This is a genomic window from Clostridium gasigenes (genome assembly GCF_900104115.1).
GTDB classification, from domain to species: Bacteria; Bacillota; Clostridia; order Clostridiales; family Clostridiaceae; genus Clostridium; species Clostridium gasigenes.
Genome location: NZ_FNJM01000005.1, coordinates 23,142 through 43,370, shown reverse-complemented (window position 1 = coordinate 43,370; position 20,229 = coordinate 23,142). Strand labels below are relative to the sequence as shown.

Below are 20,229 nucleotides of genomic sequence, written 5' to 3'. Positions count from 1 at the left end.
CTCTAAGCGAGTATTTTTGAATTCGACAAAACTGTTTTGGCAAAAGCCAAAACAGTTTGTTTTTTAGAACTTGTAATGAGCAAATGCTTTATTTGCTTCAGCCATTTTATGAGTATCTTCTCTCTTCTTAACAGCTGCACCAGTGTTGTTAGCTGCATCTAATAATTCTCCAGCTAATCTTTGAGACATTAATTTTTCGCCTCTTTTTCTTGAAACTGCAAGCATCCATCGGATACCTAAAGTTTGTCTTCTCTCAGTTCTAACTTCAATCGGAACTTGATAGTTTGCACCACCTATTCTTCTTGATTTAACTTCTAATAAAGGCATTATATTAGCTAGTGCTTCTTCAAACACTTCTAATGCATCTTTACCAGTTTTTTCAGCCATAGTTTCAAACGCGTCGTAGCATATTTTTTGAGCTACACCTCTTTTACCGTCTTCCATTATGCTGTTTATTAACTTAGTAACAACCTTAGATTTATATATTGGATCTGGTAATACATCTCTTTTTGCGATATGTCCTTTTCTTGGCACTTTTCTTCCCTCCTTAACAATTTAAATTTAAGTTCATCGGTACTCGGCATTATTGCATGCCGCAAAGTGCATTGTCTCTTATATCTATATAAACTTTTTTATAAATCTATGTAGTTTGGAAAGACAAGCACTGCCATAGTAAAAATACTATTTTTGCTTAGGTCTCTTTGCACCGTACTTTGATCTTCCTTGCATTCTGTTAGCTACTCCAGCACAATCTAATGCACCTCTTACAATATGGTATCTAACACCAGGAAGGTCCTTAACTCTACCACCTCTTATAAGAACAACACTATGTTCTTGTAGATTATGGCCTACACCACCTATATAAGCAGTAACTTCGAATCCGTTTGTAAGTCTTACTCTAGCTACTTTTCTTAACGCTGAGTTAGGTTTTTTTGGAGTTATAGTTTTAACAACTGTACATACTCCTCTTCTTTGCGGACACTCATTTAGTGCTGGTGCTGTTGATTTGTTAGCAATTGATTTTCTGCCTTTTCTTACTAATTGGCTAATAGTTGGCATATTTTCACCTCCTGAAATTTAATTTATCTATCTTTTAAGATAAAAGCTAATTAATTATTCAAGTATCAATGTTGCGGAAGATTGAACATCTATGCCGCACATCTTACCTAAATTTCTCATGGTATCAATTTCGATAACCTTGATATTATTACTACAAGCTAATTCTAATAACGGAATTATTAATTTTCTTTCTGCATCTTCAGCTACATATAATGCAGTACCTTTTCCATTGTTAATAGCTTTACTTGCTTGTTTAATTCCTATGACTTTTTTTCCTACTAGTACGTCTATCATGAACACACTCCTTTTACAAAGTTCATAAAAGTAAAGTTAAACTTTATCCATATGAATCATGTAGATAATTATACTGTAGTGTAGCTTTTCAAAATCACACAATTTGTATTTTATCATTTAAGCATACACATGTCAATAAAATTGCATTGTATTATTCTATTATATCTAAATCATCATCTTCTATGATATCTTCTTCAACATCAAGCTTTACAGCTCTATATCGCATCATACCAGTTCCAGCCGGAATTAACTTACCAATAATTACATTTTCCTTCAAGCCTACTAATGGATCTACTTTACCCTTTATAGCAGCTTCAGTAAGCACTCTAGTTGTTTCTTGGAATGATGCCGCCGATAAGAAACTATCCGTTGCTAAGGCTGCTTTAGTTATACCTAGTAATACTTTGTCGCCCTTAGCTTCTTCTCCACCAATTTCTCTTATTTTTTCATTGGCTTCATCAAAGTTGAACATATCTATCATAGTACCTGGTAATAAATCTGTATCCCCAGATTCCGTTACCTTAACTTTTCTTGTCATTTGTCTAACAACTACTTCGATATGTTTATCATTAGTATCAACACCTTGTAGTCTATAAACTTTTTGAACCTCTGCAAGTAAATATCTTCTGGCTCCATCTATACCCTTTATAGCAGCTATATCATGAGGGTTTACTGAACCTTCAGTGATTTCGTCACCAGCTTCAACGAAGTCGTCATCTTTTACTTTTAATCTTGAACCAAAAGGTATGTCATAACTGAATTCTTCGCCTTCTGCAGACATAACAAATACTGTTCTCTTCTTTTTAGTGTCTTCAATTCTTACAGCCCCATTAATTTCACTTACTATTGCTAACCCCTTAGGTTTTCTTGCTTCGAATAATTCTTCAACTCTTGGAAGCCCTTGAGTGATATCTGATCCGGCAACTCCACCTGTATGGAATGTTCTCATTGTAAGCTGTGTTCCTGGTTCTCCAATTGACTGTGCCGCTATTATACCAACAGCTTCACCTATATTGATTTTCTGTCCAGTTGCCATGTTCATACCATAACATCTTGCACATACACCAACTCTACACTTACATGCAAATACTGATCTAATTTTAACTTGTTTAACTCCTGCAGCAGCAATTTTATCAGCCATATAAGATTCTATAAATTCTTCTTTACCAATTATAGTTTCTCCTGTTGTTGGATTAATTACATCCTCTGCTGTATATCTACCATGTAATCTTTCATTTATACCTTCTATTACTTCATTACCTACACTGATTTCAGATATTACAATACCTTCTTCAGTTCCACAATCTTGTTCTCTTACGATAACATCTTGTGATACGTCAACAAGTCTTCTTGTTAAATAACCTGAATCGGCTGTTTTAAGTGCAGTATCGGCATTACCTTTTCTAGCACCATGTGTTGAAATAAAGTACTCTAATACATCTAGACCTTCTCTAAAAGAAGCTCTGATTGGTAATTCAAGTATTTTACCTGACGGACTTGCCATAAGTCCTCTCATACCAGCTAATTGCTTGATTTGAGACTTAGACCCTCTGGCTCCTGAATCTGCCATCATGAATATTGGATTAAACCTATCCAAACTATCCATTAATGCGTTTGCAACATCTTCAGTTGTTTTAGTCCATTTTTCTATAACTCTTTGATATCTTTCTTCATCTGAAATAAAGCCTCTTTTATACATCTTTTCAATCTTATCAACAGTTTCATCAGCCTCTTTAAGTAAACCATACTTCGCTTCTGGCACTACCATATCTGAAGCAGATACAGTAATAGCTCCTATAGAGGAATAATGATATCCTAATGATTTAATATTATCTAACATTACAGATGTATTTGTAGGTCCATGAACTATATAACACTTTTCAATTATAAGTCCAAGTGATTTTTTAGTTACTAAAAAATCAACCTCTAAATTGAATTTCTCTTCTTCATTTTCTCTATTAACGAATCCTAAGTCTTGTGGTATTGACTCATTAAATATAAGTTTACCTACTGTAGTTTTAATTCTACCAGACTGTAGTACTCCATCTATTTCTTTAAATAATCTAACAGTTATTGCTGCGTGAATTGCTATTTTCTCTAATTCATAAGCCATTATAGCCTCATCTTTAGATGAAAAACATGATCCTTCGCCCTTACAGTCTTCTTTGTCTATTGTTAGATAATAAGTTCCTAAAACCATATCTTGAGTTGGTATACAAACTGGCTTTCCATCTGAAGGTTTCATAATATTACCAGCTGCTAGCATTAAGAATCTTGCTTCTGCTTGCGCCTCAACTGATAAATGTACGTGAACCGCCATTTGATCACCATCAAAATCGGCATTGTATGCAGTACATACCAATGGATGTAACTTTATAGCTCTACCTTCAACAAGAACAGGTTGGAATGCTTGAATTCCAAGTCTGTGTAGCGTAGGTGCACGGTTAAGTAAAACTGGATGATCTGAGATTACTTCTTCAAGTATATCCCAAACTTGATTATTAACTCTTTCAACCATTCTCTTAGCACTCTTTATATTGTGTGCAACACCATCTTCTACTAACTTCTTCATTACAAATGGTTTAAATAATTCTAAAGCCATTTCTTTTGGAAGTCCACATTGATACATTTTCAATTCAGGTCCTACTACGATAACTGATCTACCGGAGTAATCTACTCTCTTACCAAGTAAATTTTGTCTGAATCTACCTTGCTTACCTTTTAGCATATCTGAAAGTGATTTAAGTGGTCTGTTACCAGGACCAGTTACAGCTCTTCCTCTTCTACCATTATCGATAAGTGCATCAACTGCTTCTTGAAGCATTCTTTTTTCATTTCTAACAATTATATCAGGAGCTCCTAAATCTAAAAGCTTCTTTAATCTGTTATTTCTATTTATAACTCTTCTGTATAAATCATTTAAATCTGAAGTAGCAAATCTTCCACCATCTAATTGGACCATAGGTCTTAAATCTGGAGGTATTACAGGAATTACATTTATAATCATCCACTTTGGATCATTTCCTGATTTTCTAAATGACTCAACAACTTCTAATCTTCTAATGATTCTTATTTTCTTTTGTCCACTACTTTGTTTTAATTCTTCTTTAAGATCTCTTCCACCATTTACTACGTCTATTTGACCTAATAAATCCTGAACGGCTTCAGCACCCATTCCAGCAATAAAACTTTCATCTCCATATTTATCTACAGCTTCTCTAAATTCTTTTTCATTTAAAAGCTGTTTCTTTAGTAAAGGTGTTTCCTTTGGATCTATAACTATGTACGATGCAAAGTATAATACCTTTTCTAAAGATCTTGGTGACATATCTAAAAGTAAACCCATTCTTGATGGAATACCTTTGAAGTACCAAATGTGAGAAACAGGGGCTGCAAGTTCTATATGCCCCATTCTTTCTCTTCTCACTTTTGCTTTTGTTACTTCAACTCCACATCTGTCACAAACTATTCCCTTATATCTAACTCTTTTGTACTTACCACAATGACATTCCCAGTCTTTTATAGGTCCAAATATTCTTTCGCAGAATAACCCATCTCTTTCTGGTTTTAAAGTTCTATAGTTTATTGTTTCTGGTTTTTTGACTTCCCCTCTAGACCATTCTCTTACTTGGCTAGGTGAAGCTAATCCTATTTGTATAGCATCAAAATTATTCGTTTCAAACAAGGGTATATCCTCCCTTCAAATTTAGTGTTCATCACTTACAAAATCATCAAGTTCTAATTCTTCGCTGATTCCATCTAATGGAAAACTTTCGAATTCCATTTCTTCTTCAAGTTCTGATTCATCTTCTTCTGGTATAAAACCTTCTTCAGGCATTTTTTGTTTCGCTACGAAACCTTCTTCACCTTCTATGTTAACTTCTAAGTTTACTTCTGGATAATCCATTTCTTCTTCAACGATTTCCTTTAGATTCACTTCTTCTTTATCATAGTTTAATACTCTAACATCTAAACATAAAGCTTGAAGTTCTTTTATAAGAACCTTAAATGATTCTGGAACTCCTGGTTCAGGAATATTTTCACCCTTAACGATAGCCTCATATGTTTTAACCCTACCTACAACATCATCTGACTTAACAGTTAATATTTCTTGTAGTGTATGTGCTGCTCCATATGCTTCTAGTGCCCAAACTTCCATTTCTCCGAATCTTTGACCACCGAATTGTGCTTTACCTCCAAGAGGTTGTTGAGTAACTAATGAATATGGTCCAGTTGATCTAGCATGAATCTTATCATCAACTAAATGAGCAAGTTTCAAGATATACATTATTCCAACTGTTACAGTGTTATCAAAAGGTATTCCTGTTCTTCCATCGTATAATACAGTCTTTCCGTTAACATTATATCCTGCTTTTTGTAAGCATTCTTCAATGTTACCTTCAGTTGCTCCATCAAATACTGGAGTTGCAATATGCCAACCTAATTTGCTAGCTGCCCAACCTAAATGAACTTCAAGTACTTGCCCAATATTCATACGGGATGGTACCCCTAGTGGATTTAAACATATTTGCAGTGGTCTACCATCTGGTAAAAACGGCATATCTTCTTCTGGTAATATTCTAGATATAACCCCTTTATTACCATGACGTCCAGCCATTTTATCCCCTACAGATATCTTTCTCTTTTGAGCTATATAACATCTTACAAGCTCATTAACTCCTGGGTTTAACTCATCACCATTTTCTCTAGTAAACACTTTAACATCTACTATTATACCGGCTTCTCCATGAGGAACTTTTAGAGATGTATCTCTTACTTCTCTAGCTTTTTCTCCGAATATAGCTCTAAGTAATCTTTCTTCTGCAGTTAATTCAGTTTCACCCTTAGGTGTTACCTTTCCTACAAGAACATCACCAGATCTTATTTCTGCACCTATTCTAATTATTCCTCTTTCGTCTATATCTTTTAGAGCATCTTCACTTACGTTTGGAATATCTCTTGTTATTTCTTCTGGTCCTAGCTTAGTGTCTCTAGCTTCACATTCATATTCTTCAATATGAATTGAAGTAAATACATCTTCTCTAACTAATTCTTCTGATATAAGCATAGCATCTTCATAATTATATCCTTCCCATGTGATAAATCCCATTCGGATATTCTTTCCTAATGCTATTTCACCTAAGTCAGTTGATGGTCCATCAGCTAATACTTGATTTTTAAATACCATTTCACCTTTATCTACTAAAGGTCTATGATTTATACAAGTACCTTGATTACTTCTTTTAAACTTAAGAAGTTTATAAGAATCCATTCCACCGTCTACTTCTCTCTTAACTCTAATTTCATTAGAACTTACATATACAACTGTACCAGCATTCTTAGCTTTTGGTAAAACTCCTGAATCTGCTGCAGCCTTATATTCTATTCCTGTTCCTACTATTGGCGCTTCTGACTTTAATAGAGGAACTGCTTGACGTTGCATATTAGATCCCATAAGAGCTCTTGATGCATCATCATTTTCTAAGAAAGGTATCATAGACGTTGCTACTGATACAATTTGTCTTGGTGAAACGTCAATTAAATCTACTTCTTCAGCACTAACTATTAGTATCTCTTCCATATTTCTAACTGTAATTTTTTTATCAACAAATTTATAGTCAGCTCCAACGGGTTCCTTAGCTTGAGCTACTAGATATTGATCTTCTTCATCTGCTGTGAAATATCTGATTTCATCAGTTACAAGTCCAGCTTCTTTATCTACAACTCTATATGGTGTTTCCATAAATCCATATTCATTAACCCTTGCGTATGTTGCAAGCGAGTTAATAAGCCCTATATTTGGTCCTTCTGGTGTTTCTATAGGACACATTCTACCGTAGTGAGAATGATGAACGTCTCTAACTTCAAAACCAGCTCTTTCTCTTGAAAGACCTCCAGGTCCTAGTGCAGATAATCTTCTCTTATGAGTTAATTCTGATAGTGGATTTGTTTGATCCATGAATTGTGATAATTGTGAGCTACCAAAGAATTCTTTTATAGCTGCAGCAACTGGTCTAATATTAATTAACATTTGTGGCGTTATGGATTCCTGATCTTGAATAGTCATTCTTTCCTTAACTACTCTTTCCATTCTTGACAAACCAATTCTGAATTGATTTTGTAACAATTCGCCAACTGATCTTAATCTTCTGTTTCCTAAATGATCTATATCATCTACATTACCTACTAAATAAGGTAATCCCATTTCATAACTAATTGTAGCGAATATATCATCTCTAATTATGTGTTTAGGAACCAATCTGTTTAAGTTCTTTTTAATTTCCTCTTTTATGATTTCTTCATCATCATAATTATCTAATATTTCTTTTAATGTAGGGTAATGAACAAGTTCTCTAATGTTTAAATCTTCGATATTAAACGAAACATGCTTTGAAATATCTACAAAGTTATTTCCTATAACTCTTAGAACTCTATCCTCAACTAAAATATCAACTGAGTTTATACCTACATTTTGAATTTCTTCTGCTAAAGACCTACTTATTTTAGTGCCTTGCTCAACTATAACTTCTCCAGTGTTTGGATTAACTACATCTAAAGCTGCAACATGATTAATAAGTCTTAAGTTTATAGCTAATTTCTTATTAAACTTGTATCTACCAACTCTTGATAAATCATATCTCTTTGCATCAAAGAATAATGAATCTATAAGAGATACCGCACTATCAACTGTTGGTGGTTCTCCTGGTCTTAACCTCTTATACATTTCTAATAAGGCTTCTTCTTTAGTTTTCGTGTTATCTTTTTCTATTGTTGCTTTAAATCTTTCTTCTTCACCAAAATAATCTAAAAGCTCTTGATCACTACCAATTCCCATAGCTCTAGCTAATATTGATATTGGAAGTTTTCTAGTTTTATCTATTCTTACATAGATAATATCGTTAGAATCTGTTTCATATTCTAACCATGCTCCTCTATTTGGTATTACAGTCGCTGAATATAATTTTTTACCACTCTTATCTACACTGTAATTGTAGTAAACACCTGGTGATCTTACTAATTGGCTGACAATAACTCTTTCAGCACCATTGATTATGAAAGTTCCTTGTTCAGTCATTAATGGGAAATCACCCATAAACACTTCTTGTTCTTTGATTTCGCCTGTTTCATTATTTTGTAATCTTACTGAAACTTTTAGTGGTGCAGCATAAGTACAATCTCTTTCCTTACACGCTTCCACTGAATACTTAATATTATCAATATCAAGTTTATAGTCGACAAATTCAAGTACAAGGTTTCCCGTGAAGTTTGTTATTGGATTAACATCATAAAATACTTCATGAAGCCCTTCCTTTAAAAACCACTCATAAGAATCTAATTGTACTTCAATAAGATTTGGCATGTCAGTTACATCTTTAACCTTACCAAAACTCATTCTAGTTCTTTTTCCTACTTGGACAGGATGTACCATGAATTTTCACCCCTCGTATAAAACTAAAATAACCAAAAGCATACTTTCCCTAAGGACTTACGCTTTCGGACAGCATCACTTTTTAGTATAACCATATTTTTAACTGATTATACTTTATTTTTACATAAATATATAATTATCCATACTGAATAGTACATTTATTGATAGTACCATAATGACCTTACATTGTCAATATTTTTATTGTTCATCTTAATATATAGTTTTTAATAATCTACCTACTTATTATTCTAAAAAAGTATAGAAAAACATTCAATAAAAAATTATAAAACTATATAAAGTATCCCAGAACTTTGATATTTTATATAGTTTCATTTTGACAAATAAAAAGGTGCCATAACAGCACCTTTTAATTTTTAGAAGTAAAACTACTTAACTTCTACTTCAGCTCCAACTTCAATTAACTTAGCTTTCATTTCTTCAGCCATTTCTTTAGTTACAGCTTCTTTAATTGTCTTAGGAGCTCCGTCAACTATTTCTTTAGCTTCTTTTAATCCTAATCCAGTTATTTCTCTTACTACTTTAATAACTTTGATCTTTTGTGATCCAGTACTTACTAATACCACGTCGAACTCAGTTTTTTCTTCTACAGCAGCACCTGCAACAGCACCTGCAGCAGCAGTTGGAGCAGCAGCGCTAACACCAAACTCTTCTTCGCAAGCTGTTACTAATTCGTTTAATTCTAAAACAGTCATTTCTTTTATTGCTTGAATTATATCTTCTCTTGTCATTATAATGGCACCTCCAAAATTTCTTGTAAATTATTTTTTTAGCTTATTCAGCTGATTCTGTTTCTTTCTTTTCTTTAATTGCATTTAATACACATGCAATTTTTGATAATGGAGCCTTGAAACTTCCAAGAAGTTTCGCAATAAGAACTTCCTTTGATGGTATTGTAGCAAGTTTTTCAACTTGTTCCTTGTTGTAGATAACACTATCAACTATACCAGCCTTTAGTTCTAATTTCTTATGGCTTTTTGCAAAATCAAATAATACTCTTGCTGGAGCAGTAGCATCTTCATAACCTAAAGCTATTGAAACTGGTCCTTGTAAGTATTCTTCAATACTGTCCATACCTAATTCCTTAGCAGCTAATATTACTAAGCTGTTTTTATAAACCTTATACTCAACGCCTGCTTCTCTTAAAGATTTTCTTAAAATTGTGTCTTCTTCAACTGTTAATCCTTGATAGCTAGCTAATACAACAGATTGAGCTTTTTCAAGCTTTTCTTTTATTTCAGCTACCTTTAATTCTTTAAGTTGTCTGTTTTTGTTCATTATTGTAGTCCACCTCCTTACAGTTTAACCTGTAATTTATAATAAGAAAGGTCTTCCCAGTAGACATAGGAAGACCAAAATAATCAATTATTTTGTCATCCTAGGTAGGCGATACACTTTAAACCTTTCGGCACCTACTGTCTACGGAAACAGTATTCTATTTAATAACAAAATTTATTATATAACATAATAAAATTCTTGTCAATATTATTCTAATATTTTTCCTGGATTAACTTTCGCTCCAGGTCCCATAGTGCTTGAAACAGATACCGATTTAACGTATTGTCCTTTAGCAGCTGCAGGTTTAGCTTTTACTAAAGCTTCCATTAAAGCATGGAAATTTTGTTGTAGCTTTTCAGCACCGAATGATTTCTTACCGATTGGGCAATGAACGATAGAAGTTTTATCAACTCTATATTCTACCTTACCAGCTTTGATTTCAGCGATTGCTTTAGCAACATCAAATGTAACTGTTCCTGATTTTGGATTTGGCATTAAACCCTTAGGTCCAAGTACTCTTCCTAATCTACCAACTACACCCATCATATCTGGAGTAGCTACAACTACATCATAGTCGAACCAATTTTCTCCTTGGATTTTACCAACTAATTCGTCAGCTCCAACGAAGTCTGCTCCAGCTTCTAAAGCTTCTTTAGCTTTTTCGCCTTTAGCAAATACTAATACTTTAACAGTTTTACCTGTTCCGTTAGGAAGAATTACTGCTCCTCTAACTTGTTGATCAGCATGTCTTGGGTCTACCCCTAATCTTACATGTAATTCTACAGTTTCATCAAAACTAGCCTTCGCAGTTTTAACTGCTAATTCTAAAGCTTCTGATGGAGTGTATAAAACATTCTTATCTATCATTTTTGCACTTTCAATATACTTCTTACCCATAATTGGCCTCCTTTGTGGTATTAACGGCTTTTACCTCCCACTTTTTTTTGCGAATTAAGCTTCTATAGTTACGCCCATACTCTTAGCAGTTCCTTCGATCATGCTCATTGCAGTTTCGATTGTAGCCGCGTTTAAATCTGGCATTTTTATTTCAGCAATTTTTCTTACTTGTTCTTTAGTTAAGTTTCCAACTTTAGTTTTATTAGGAACGCCTGAACCGCTTTCTAGTCCTAGCTCTTTCTTAATTAAAATAGCTGCTGGAGGAGTCTTTAAGATAAAACTAAAAGATCTATCTTGGTAAACTGTTATTACAACTGGTATTATATACCCAGCTTGTGCTGCAGTTTTTGCATTGAATTCCTTACAGAATCCCATAATGTTAACACCGTGTTGTCCTAAAGCTGGCCCAACTGGTGGTGCTGGTGTTGCCTTTCCTGCTGGAAGTTGTAATTTGATCATTCCTGTTACTTTCTTAGCCATGTATATTCCTCCTATACTGTGGTAATGCGGGCCTTAGCCCTCCCACTTTATTAAAAGATTAGTTTATAATAAATTATTAAACCAACTTCTCAACTTGTGTAAAATCTAGTTCAGCTAGAGTTTCTCTACCGAACATATCGATTAATGCCTTAATTTTACGTTTCTCTAAGTTTATTTCTTGAATAGTCGCCACAAATCCTCTAATAGGACCAGCGATAATTGTTATACTTTCTCCTACTTCTAAATCTATATCAATTGGACTTTCTTGAACTCCCATTGATTCTACTTCTTCATCAGTAAGAGGTACTGGTTTAGATCCTGGACCTACGAAGCCAGTCACTCCTCTTGTATTTCTAACAACATACCATGACTCATCTGTCATGAACATTTTAACTAATACATATCCAGGAAATTTCTTCTTAAGAGAAACTTTCTGTTTTCCATCTTTTTCTTCAATAACTTCTTCCATAGGCACTTGTATGTCTTGAAGTAAGTGTTCAAGATTTCGATTTTCAACAGTTTTTTCAAGATTAACTTTAACCTTGTTTTCGTAGCCTGAGTACGTGTGTACTACATACCATCTTGCTCTTTCGCTCATATTTTCTTAAACCTCCTTATTTTAGTTTAAAGATAAATTCAAAGAGGTTTTGAGAAACATAATCTAATCCGCCAACTAATATAATATATACTAGTCCTACTACTCCAACTGCAATTAATGCCTTCTTAGTGTCATTTTTAGACGGCCAGCTTATTCTTTTAACTTCTGACTTAACCTCTCTAAAAAATTTAACGATTCCACCATTTTGTGATGAAGCCATATTTAATTTCGCATTTTCTTTAATAGCCATTACTTCACATCCTTAATCTTCGTGAGTATGTCATTACTTTAATTGCGTTCTACTTAGTTTCTCTATGAAGTGTATGTTTCTTACAGAACTTGCAATATTTTTGCATATCCATTCTGTCTGGGTTGTTTTTCTTATTTTTCATTGTGTTGTAATTTCTTTGCTTACACTCTGTGCACGCTAAAGTTATTTTTACTCTCACAGTCTGCACCTCCAATTTATCGTAAATAATATAAAAGATAAACTTTCTATTATTCTAATTAGTTCTAATTACTTAAACACATTATCATATATCAAGTATTATGTCAATATGTCAACCTTTGTAAAAGACTAAATAATGTAACTTTATCTTCTATATAATTTCTCAGAATATTATTATTCCTTTATGCTAGTAACAACTCCTGAACCTACTGTTCTTCCACCTTCTCTGATTGCAAATCTTAAGCCTTCATCCATAGCTACTTTGTTGATTAATTCAACGCTCATATCTATATGATCTCCTGGCATAACCATTTCCATTCCTTCTGGTAATTTTATTGCTCCTGTTACATCTGTTGTTCTAAAGTAGAATTGTGGTCTGTATCCATCGAAGAATGGAGTATGTCTTCCGCCTTCTTCTTTTTTAAGTACATATACTTGACCTACAAATTTAGTATGTGGTTTAATTGTTCCAGCTTTTGCTAAAACTTGACCTCTTTCAATATCTGCTCTTTGAATTCCTCTTAAAAGAACTCCTACGTTATCTCCAGCTTGTGCATCGTCTAGTAACTTTCTGAACATTTCTATTCCTGTTACTACAACTTTTCTGCTTTCTTCTGCTAATCCAACGATTTCAACTTCATCAGCTACTCTAAGAACTCCTCTTTCGATTCTTCCTGTTGCAACTGTTCCTCTACCAGTAATTGTGAATACATCTTCTACTGGCATTAAGAATGGTCTATCCGTTGCTCTTTCTGGTGTTGGTATATAAGTATCTACAGCTTTCATTAATTCCATGATTGGCGCAATTGCCTTTTCATCTGTTGGATTTTCTAATGCTACTAAAGCTGAACCCTTTATTACTGGAATATCGTCTCCTGGGAAGTCATATTCTGATAATAATTCTCTTACTTCCATTTCAACTAATTCTAATAATTCTTCATCATCTACCATATCTGCTTTGTTTAAGAAAACAACTATATAATCAACACCAACTCTTGATGCTAATAGTATATGTTCTCTAGTTTGTGGCATTGGGCCATCTGCTGCTGAACATACTAATATAGCTCCATCCATTTGTGCCGCTCCTGTAATCATGTTCTTTACATAATCGGCATGTCCTGGACAATCAACGTGTGCATAATGTCTTGCTTCTGTTTCATATTCTACGTGAGCTGTATTAATTGTAATACCTCTCGCTTTTTCTTCTGGTGCTTTATCTATATCTGCATAGTTAAAAGCCTCCGCGAATCCTTGTGTTGCTAATACTGTTGTTATAGCAGCTGTTAATGTTGTCTTACCGTGATCTACGTGACCAATTGTTCCAATATTTACATGTGGTTTACTTCTTTCGAATTTTTGCTTTGCCATTGTAAATTCCTCCTTTATTGTTTAAATAAACTTTGCCTAGCGTTTTGCTTTTTTTAAATATATTGGAGCTCACGATCGGGATTGAACCGACGACCTCCGCCTTACCAAGGCGACACTCTACCGACTGAGCTACGTGAGCATTCCTACTTCTTTAATCTTTGATATACCAATTATAAAGTTTACTATCATTCAAAAATTTTGTCAATATAATTTTAATGACTTTATTTTTTATCTGATAGACATTTTTCTAGCTTTCTTTTAACTCTTTGTAATGCATTATCAATAGATTTTGCATGTCTATCTAAATCACATGCAATTTCTTGATATGATTTACCATCTAAATAAGAATGAAGTACCTCTAATTCTAGTTCTGATAATACTTTTGTCATTTCTCCTTGAATTAGTTCAATTTGCTCTTGACCTATAACTAATTCTTCAGGATTTGTTATTCTAATACCAGCTATAACATCTAATAAAGTTCTATCAGACTCTTCTTCATAAATGGGTTTATTCAAGGATATATAAGTGTTTAAAGGGATATGTTTTTGTCTTGTAGCTGTTTTTATAGCTGTTATAATTTGCCTAGTTACACAAATCTCAGCGAAGGCTCTAAATGATGTTAATCTATCAACTTTAAAGTCTCTTATAGCTTTATATAAACCAATCATTCCTTCTTGATAAATATCTTCTTTATCTGCACCTATAAGAAAATATGATTTAGCCTTAGATTTAACAAAATTTTCATATTTAGATATTAAATATTCTTGAGCTCTCTTATTGCCTTCTTTTGCTTCTACTACAATTTCTTCATCAGCTTTATCTTTCCACTCTACAAAATCTTCTTTAACACTTCCTTTGTTTATCACTAATTTCACCCCTTGACCCAATACTTCATGCTAATTATAGCTTAAGGCTCTATACAAGTCAATTAAGCTAATTACTTCGTCTCATGGCTTCTAATCTAGCTAGAACATCTTTATCTACATTATCACCTAAATGATTTTTATTAGTGGCTTTATTTCCGATTGCTTTATTCTTAATAATATTTTCCGAGGTATTAACTTCGCTATAAAATTCTAAACTTGAAACTCTTACAGCTCCTCTTTGAAATATTGTTTGTTGTTCTAAATAATCAGAAGTTACAACATATATTTCGACTCTTCTACCTAAGCTATGCACTTTTCTTTCGATATAACCATCAGCAGTTTCTCCATCTTTTGTAAACACTACGGTAATGTTTTTATTTATTTGCTCCTTATTTTCTAGACTTCTATGTACTTTATAAGCATCAAAAACTATTATAACTTTGCAATCATTAAAAACACTGTAGTTATGAAGTATATTTATTAATTTATTTCTAGCCCCTTCAAGACTATGATCTTTTTCAGTTTTAAGATTAGGCCAGCTATTTATGACATTATATCCATCTACAAATACAATTTTCACATCTTATACCTTTTGATTAATAAACACTATTTTACCAATCTACCTTTTAATACTTCATACATCATTATAGCACCTGCAACTGAAGCATTTAAAGAGTTAATTTTACCAACCATAGGAATCTTAACTAACTTATCACATTTCTTAACTGTTAATTTTGATATACCTCTTCCTTCACTACCTACTACAATAGCACAAGGTCCATTAAAATCAACTTGATGACTAAATTCTGTTCCTTCAATATCTGCTCCATAAATCCAAATACCTTTTTCTTTTAATATGTCTATAGTTGCATTTATATTTGTTACTTTTGCAATCTTCATATGTTCTATAGCTCCAACTGCACACTTATAAACTGTTGGTGTTATCCCTACGTTTCTTCTCTTTGGAATTATTATTCCATGAGCACCACTTAGTTCTGCTGTTCTTATTATTGAGCCTAAGTTATGTGGATCTTCTATTTCATCTAATACAATTATGAACGGCTCTTCGCCTTTTTCTTTAGCAAACTCTAACATTTCAGAAATTTGACAATAATTAAATGGTGTTACAATAGCTACGACACCTTGATGATTTCCTTCTCCACACATTGAATCTAATTTCTTTCTGTCTACTTCCTTAATAACTATTTTCTTTTCTCTTGCTAAACTAATTATTACCTTAACTGATCCTTCTGTATCTCCACTAGCTAAATAAAGACACTCTATAGTTCTATCACTCTTTAAAGCTTCTATTACTGAATTTCTACCCATTATTAAATCTTCTCTTATTGGTGCTTCTTGAGGCTTTTCATCTTCTCTCTTAGAGCTTTTGTTTCTATTAAATCCATTTTCTCTTGTGCTTACTGGTTGTTTTTCAAATTTTGCATCTTTGGAATATCTTGATTTTCTTTCATAATCCTTTGAGTACGAAACCTCTCTGCCAACTCTAACTTCCTTAGTACCTGATTCTTCTGTTTTTCTTTTCTCTCTTATTTCTTTTCTAACTACTCTTGTTCCTTTTGTCATTAAAATCACTCCTTAAATTCTATTAAATTACCTTTGAAAATATTTTTTCATCTTAATTTAATTCTACAGTCACGCTCTTACTTAGTATATATGCTAATCTCACTTTGTCACCTATTAAATATAAATATCCAATTAAAGCCTCAAAACCAGTAGCCGCTCTGTAATCTCTTACATCAGCATTTTTAGGTACTGTAGCTGATTTTGTATTTCTTCCTCTTTTAAATATATATAACTCTTCCTCAGTTAAATCACATTCTAGGTTATGTATTATTGTTGATTGGCTTTTAGCTTTTACATATCCAATAGCCTTAACGTGAATTTTATGAGCTGATAAATCTATATCTTTACTAAGAACATAATTTCTAATAAATATTTCATAAACTCCATCACCAATTAACGCTAGTTGTAATGCATTCAAATTTCTAGCCTTATCTTTACTAAATTCTCTTATTCTTAAATCGTCTAACATACATCCACCCCTCTGAAGTAAAGGCTGCTAAATGCAGCCCATCCTATCTAATCAGCTTTTTTCCATCTCACACCTTGTGGTGTATCCTCTAATATTATACCTCTTTCTTTAAGATCATCTCTTATTTTATCTGACAATGCAAAATCTTTATCTTTTCTCGCCTGTTGCCTTTGATCTATTAACCCTTCTATCTCATCTTCTAAACTTACTTTAGTAGATTTTTGAAGAATACCTAATGGCATCCCTAATTCTCTTATTAACTCTAGAGCTTTATTGCACAGTTCTTTAGATGAACCAATGGTAATGTTACTATTTGTATTTTTCACCAAATCAAATAAAGTTGATATAGCATCAGCTGTATTAAAATCATCATCCATTTTTTCTATATACTTTTCTCTATAGCTATCTAATGATAAAAGATATTCTTTTTCGTCTGCATCCATATTTTCTTTTATAACTTCTTCTAAAAGACTTTCTAAGTTCCCTATAGCATTATACAATCTTTCAATTGATGCTTTAGCTGAATCTAATAAATCTTTACTATAATTTAATTGAATTCTATAATGTGCTGATAACATTAAAAATCTTACTACATCTGCATCATATTCTTCTAAAACATCTCTTACTGTAAAGAAGTTATTTAGCGACTTAGACATTTTTTTATTATCTACATTAACAAAAGCTCCATGTATCCAATACTTTGCAAAAGTTTTTCCTGTTAAAGCTTCACTTTGTGCTATTTCATTTTCATGATGCGGGAATGCTAAATCCATTCCACCTGCATGTATGTCTATAGTGTCGCCTAACAGCTTTCTAACCATACAAGAACACTCTATATGCCAACCCGGTCTTCCAGCCCCCCATGGACTCTCCCAAGCTGGTTCCCCAGGCTTTTGAGCCTTCCATATTGCAAAATCCATTGCATCTTCTTTTCTTTCATCTACATTAATCCTTGCTCCAGCTTGTAAATCATCAAGATTTTGTCCTACTAATTTACCATAGCCTTCAAATCTTTTAGTTCTAAAGTAAACATCTCCGCTTACTTCATAAGCATAGCCCTTTTCTATTAATTCTTTTACAAATTCAACTATATCACAAACAAATTCTGTTGCCCTTGGATTTGAAGTTGCTCTTTCTATATTTAACCCATCAGCATCTTTGTAATATTCATCTATATATTTATCACCAATTGCTTTTACTGTAGTTCCTTCTTCATTAGCCTTATTTATCATTTTATCATCTATATCTGTAAAATTTTGAACAAACTTCACATTATACCCAGAGTATTCAAGATACCTTCTTATAGTATCAAAAATTATAAACGTTCTACCATTTCCAATATGAAAGTAATTGTAAACTGTTGGTCCACAGACATACATTTTAACCTCATCTGGATTTAATGGTATGAATTCTTCTTTTTTTCTAGTTAGGGTATTAAAAATTTTCATTTTACGCCCTCCTTATTTTATAATTTAAAATTATTTTTTTTAAATTCTTCTTTTACTTTATTAATAACATCTTCTACTCTTATAACTTCTACTTCTTTAGTTCTTAACTTAAATTCAATTTCTCCATCACCAATCTTCTTACCAACTGTTATTCTCATTGGAATACCTATTAGTTCTGAATCCTTAAACTTAACTCCAGCTCGTTCATTTCTATTATCTAATAATGCATCTACCCCTAAGGCTCTAAGTTCATTATATAACTTTTCTGCTATTTCCATTTGCTCTTCATCTTTTATATTTACAGGTATTACTGAAACATGATATGGCGCTAATGCCAAAGGCCAAGTTATCCCATACTCATCATGATGTTGTTCTATTACTGATGCCATTGTTCTTGTAACTCCAATCCCATAGCAACCCATAACAAACGGTTTGTCCTTACCATTTTCATCCATAAATGTGGCTTTCATAGTTTCTGAATACTTTGTTCCAAGCTTAAATATATGACCTACTTCTGTTCCTCTTGCTATTGTTATTTCTGATCCGCAAGCTGGACATTTTTCGCCTATAGTTATATTTCTATAATCTCCAACCTTACCTTCAAAATCTCTTCCATAATTGGCATTTTCTAAATGGAATCCTGTTTCATTTGCACCTACAATAAAGTTATACATATTTGCTACTTCTTCATCAACTAAAAGTTCATCAATTTTTATTCCTATTGGTCCCGCAAATCCTATGGCCGCATTAGTAGCTTTAAATACATCTTCCGCAGATGCCATTTCTAGTTGAGCTATTCCACCTAAATCATTAGAAACTTTAGTCTCATTTACTTCTCTATCGCCTCTAACCATAACTGCTACTATTTTACCATCAGCATTAAATATTAATGTTTTTGCAAACTTCTTAGCTGAAGTATTAAAAAATGAAGTTAATTCTTCAATGGTTCTTATATTCGGTGTTTCTGTTTTAACTAATTCCTTAGCCTCTTCTTTTTCTGCCTTATCCACTGTTGAAGGTGCCTTTTCCATATTAGCTGCATAATCACAAGCATTACAGAATACTACATCATCTTCTCCAACTTCAGATTTAACCATAAATTCAGCAGAGTTTGATCCACCAATAGCACCTGAATCTGCTTCTACACATTTAGCATTTATTCCACATCTATTAAATATTTTCACATAAGCTTCATTCATTTTATCAAATGATACATCTAGACCTTCTTGATCTTTATCAAAACTATATGCATCTTTCATAATGAACTCTCTTGATCTCATTATCCCAAATCTTGGTCTTCTTTCATCTCTATACTTAGTTTGAATTTGATATAAATTAACTGGTAACTGCTTATAAGACTTTATTTCATTTCTTGCCATATCCGTAAATACTTCTTCATGTGTTGGTCCAAGACAGAATTCTCTATTGTTTCTATCTTTTAATCTAAACATTTCTTCTCCGTAAACATCCCATCTTCCTGATTCTTGCCATAATTCTGCTGGTAAAATCGCTGAGGCTAAAAATTCTTGTGCTCCTGCATCATTCATTTCTTGTCTAACTATTTCTTCTATGTTTTTTAATACTTTTAATCCTAAAGGCATGTAATTATATATTCCTGAAGCCATCTTTCTTATCATACCTGCTCTTAGCATTAACTTATGACTATCTATTTCAGCCTCTGCTGGAACCTCTCGTAATGTTGATACAAGCATATTTGCCATTTTCATAATTATTTCCTCCCCTTATTTCTAGACTAGTTAAATGCACTATAAATTAATTTTTACAAAGTCTACACGTCACTACATCATTAGACATATCTAAAAAATAACTATTCACTACATAACCTGTCTTAAACTCTTATATATTTAGATAATAAAAAAAGTCCACCCTAATAATTAATTAGGGCGAACTTATATCGCGGTACCACCTAAATTTGTTCTCTAAAATGATAACGGTATTAAACCGATAGTTTTTACCTACAACTCAAAATTTG

Annotated in this window: 19 protein-coding genes, 1 tRNA gene and 1 other annotated feature; all 20 genes read right to left on the bottom strand. The window is 32.8% G+C overall.

Features of this window, described 5'->3' with window-relative positions:
• Positions 1 to 63 precede the first annotated feature (63 nt).
• Entirely contained in the window at positions 64 to 534 is a 471-nt protein-coding gene (rpsG, locus tag BLS77_RS10130; RefSeq protein ID WP_089969054.1) for a 30S ribosomal protein S7, read from the bottom strand.
• A gap of 147 nt (positions 535 to 681) precedes the next feature.
• Entirely contained in the window at positions 682 to 1,059 is a 378-nt protein-coding gene (rpsL, locus tag BLS77_RS10125) for a 30S ribosomal protein S12 (protein WP_089969053.1), read from the bottom strand.
• Positions 1,060 to 1,113: 54 nt separating this feature from the next.
• Complete coding sequence (locus BLS77_RS10120; RefSeq protein WP_089969052.1) at positions 1,114 to 1,353, bottom strand: ribosomal L7Ae/L30e/S12e/Gadd45 family protein; 240 nt, start codon at positions 1,351 to 1,353, stop codon at positions 1,114 to 1,116.
• 151 nt (positions 1,354 to 1,504) lie between these two features.
• Positions 1,505 to 5,038, bottom strand: a complete 3,534-nt coding sequence (gene rpoC / locus BLS77_RS10115; RefSeq protein WP_089969051.1) for a DNA-directed RNA polymerase subunit beta' — start codon at positions 5,036 to 5,038, stop codon at positions 1,505 to 1,507.
• Positions 5,039 to 5,059: 21 nt separating this feature from the next.
• The gene (gene rpoB / locus BLS77_RS10110) at positions 5,060 to 8,782 is read right to left on the bottom strand and encodes a DNA-directed RNA polymerase subunit beta (RefSeq protein ID WP_089969049.1); all 3,723 of its coding nucleotides are present in this window, start codon (positions 8,780 to 8,782) and stop codon (positions 5,060 to 5,062) included.
• Positions 8,783 to 9,168: 386 nt separating this feature from the next.
• Positions 9,169 to 9,531 carry a 50S ribosomal protein L7/L12 gene (rplL, locus tag BLS77_RS10105; RefSeq protein WP_089969048.1) on the bottom strand — a complete coding sequence of 121 codons (363 nt, stop codon included), beginning with the start codon at positions 9,529 to 9,531 and terminating at the stop codon, positions 9,169 to 9,171.
• A gap of 43 nt (positions 9,532 to 9,574) precedes the next feature.
• Positions 9,575 to 10,078: a 50S ribosomal protein L10 gene (gene rplJ / locus BLS77_RS10100; RefSeq protein ID WP_089969046.1), complete on the bottom strand. Its 504-nt coding sequence runs from the start codon at positions 10,076 to 10,078 to the stop codon at positions 9,575 to 9,577.
• Positions 10,079 to 10,112: 34 nt separating this feature from the next.
• Positions 10,113 to 10,243: a sequence feature (ribosomal protein L10 leader region), on the bottom strand.
• A gap of 42 nt (positions 10,244 to 10,285) precedes the next feature.
• Positions 10,286 to 10,975 carry a 50S ribosomal protein L1 gene (gene rplA, locus BLS77_RS10095; protein WP_089969044.1) on the bottom strand — a complete coding sequence of 230 codons (690 nt, stop codon included), beginning with the start codon at positions 10,973 to 10,975 and terminating at the stop codon, positions 10,286 to 10,288.
• 54 nt (positions 10,976 to 11,029) lie between these two features.
• Positions 11,030 to 11,455, bottom strand: coding sequence for a 50S ribosomal protein L11 (gene rplK, locus BLS77_RS10090; protein WP_089969043.1), 426 nt, complete (start codon positions 11,453 to 11,455; stop codon positions 11,030 to 11,032).
• 76 nt (positions 11,456 to 11,531) lie between these two features.
• Positions 11,532 to 12,053, bottom strand: coding sequence for a transcription termination/antitermination protein NusG (gene nusG / locus BLS77_RS10085; RefSeq protein ID WP_089969041.1), 522 nt, complete (start codon positions 12,051 to 12,053; stop codon positions 11,532 to 11,534).
• Positions 12,054 to 12,069: 16 nt separating this feature from the next.
• The gene (gene secE / locus BLS77_RS10080; protein WP_089969039.1) at positions 12,070 to 12,303 is read right to left on the bottom strand and encodes a preprotein translocase subunit SecE; all 234 of its coding nucleotides are present in this window, start codon (positions 12,301 to 12,303) and stop codon (positions 12,070 to 12,072) included.
• A 49-nt stretch (positions 12,304 to 12,352) separates the two neighbouring features.
• A complete protein-coding gene (rpmG, locus tag BLS77_RS10075; protein ID WP_089969037.1) occupies positions 12,353 to 12,502 on the bottom strand; it encodes a 50S ribosomal protein L33 in 150 nt (49 codons plus the stop codon).
• Positions 12,503 to 12,675: 173 nt separating this feature from the next.
• The gene (gene tuf / locus BLS77_RS10070) at positions 12,676 to 13,869 is read right to left on the bottom strand and encodes an elongation factor Tu (RefSeq protein WP_089969034.1); all 1,194 of its coding nucleotides are present in this window, start codon (positions 13,867 to 13,869) and stop codon (positions 12,676 to 12,678) included.
• A gap of 63 nt (positions 13,870 to 13,932) precedes the next feature.
• Positions 13,933 to 14,008, bottom strand: a tRNA-Thr gene (locus BLS77_RS10065).
• An 82-nt stretch (positions 14,009 to 14,090) separates the two neighbouring features.
• Positions 14,091 to 14,735, bottom strand: a complete 645-nt coding sequence (sigH, locus tag BLS77_RS10060; protein WP_089969031.1) for an RNA polymerase sporulation sigma factor SigH — start codon at positions 14,733 to 14,735, stop codon at positions 14,091 to 14,093.
• 67 nt (positions 14,736 to 14,802) lie between these two features.
• Positions 14,803 to 15,315, bottom strand: coding sequence for an NYN domain-containing protein (locus tag BLS77_RS10055; RefSeq protein WP_089969028.1), 513 nt, complete (start codon positions 15,313 to 15,315; stop codon positions 14,803 to 14,805).
• 26 nt (positions 15,316 to 15,341) lie between these two features.
• The gene (rlmB, locus tag BLS77_RS10050; protein WP_089969025.1) at positions 15,342 to 16,319 is read right to left on the bottom strand and encodes a 23S rRNA (guanosine(2251)-2'-O)-methyltransferase RlmB; all 978 of its coding nucleotides are present in this window, start codon (positions 16,317 to 16,319) and stop codon (positions 15,342 to 15,344) included.
• A 52-nt stretch (positions 16,320 to 16,371) separates the two neighbouring features.
• Complete coding sequence (locus BLS77_RS10045; RefSeq protein ID WP_089969023.1) at positions 16,372 to 16,788, bottom strand: Mini-ribonuclease 3; 417 nt, start codon at positions 16,786 to 16,788, stop codon at positions 16,372 to 16,374.
• A gap of 47 nt (positions 16,789 to 16,835) precedes the next feature.
• Positions 16,836 to 18,236: a cysteine--tRNA ligase gene (gene cysS, locus BLS77_RS10040; RefSeq protein ID WP_089969020.1), complete on the bottom strand. Its 1,401-nt coding sequence runs from the start codon at positions 18,234 to 18,236 to the stop codon at positions 16,836 to 16,838.
• Positions 18,237 to 18,253: 17 nt separating this feature from the next.
• The gene (locus BLS77_RS10035; protein ID WP_089969018.1) at positions 18,254 to 19,963 is read right to left on the bottom strand and encodes a proline--tRNA ligase; all 1,710 of its coding nucleotides are present in this window, start codon (positions 19,961 to 19,963) and stop codon (positions 18,254 to 18,256) included.
• Positions 19,964 to 20,229: the final 266 nt, after the last annotated feature.

Coding starts and splice junctions, on each gene's coding strand:
- rpsL (WP_089969053.1), bottom strand. CDS start 1,059: ATGCCAACTATTAGCCAATTAGTAAGAAAAGGCAGAAAATCAATTGCT.
- BLS77_RS10120 (WP_089969052.1), bottom strand. CDS start 1,353: ATGATAGACGTACTAGTAGGAAAAAAAGTCATAGGAATTAAACAAGCA.
- rpoB (WP_089969049.1), bottom strand. CDS start 8,782: ATGGTACATCCTGTCCAAGTAGGAAAAAGAACTAGAATGAGTTTTGGT.
- rplL (WP_089969048.1), bottom strand. CDS start 9,531: ATGACAAGAGAAGATATAATTCAAGCAATAAAAGAAATGACTGTTTTA.
- rplJ (WP_089969046.1), bottom strand. CDS start 10,078: ATGAACAAAAACAGACAACTTAAAGAATTAAAGGTAGCTGAAATAAAA.
- rplA (WP_089969044.1), bottom strand. CDS start 10,975: ATGGGTAAGAAGTATATTGAAAGTGCAAAAATGATAGATAAGAATGTT.
- rplK (WP_089969043.1), bottom strand. CDS start 11,455: ATGGCTAAGAAAGTAACAGGAATGATCAAATTACAACTTCCAGCAGGA.
- nusG (WP_089969041.1), bottom strand. CDS start 12,053: ATGAGCGAAAGAGCAAGATGGTATGTAGTACACACGTACTCAGGCTAC.
- secE (WP_089969039.1), bottom strand. CDS start 12,303: ATGGCTATTAAAGAAAATGCGAAATTAAATATGGCTTCATCACAAAAT.
- tuf (WP_089969034.1), bottom strand. CDS start 13,869: ATGGCAAAGCAAAAATTCGAAAGAAGTAAACCACATGTAAATATTGGA.
- rlmB (WP_089969025.1), bottom strand. CDS start 16,319: ATGACAAAAGGAACAAGAGTAGTTAGAAAAGAAATAAGAGAGAAAAGA.
- BLS77_RS10045 (WP_089969023.1), bottom strand. CDS start 16,788: ATGTTAGACGATTTAAGAATAAGAGAATTTAGTAAAGATAAGGCTAGA.
- cysS (WP_089969020.1), bottom strand. CDS start 18,236: ATGAAAATTTTTAATACCCTAACTAGAAAAAAAGAAGAATTCATACCA.
- BLS77_RS10035 (WP_089969018.1), bottom strand. CDS start 19,963: ATGAAAATGGCAAATATGCTTGTATCAACATTACGAGAGGTTCCAGCA.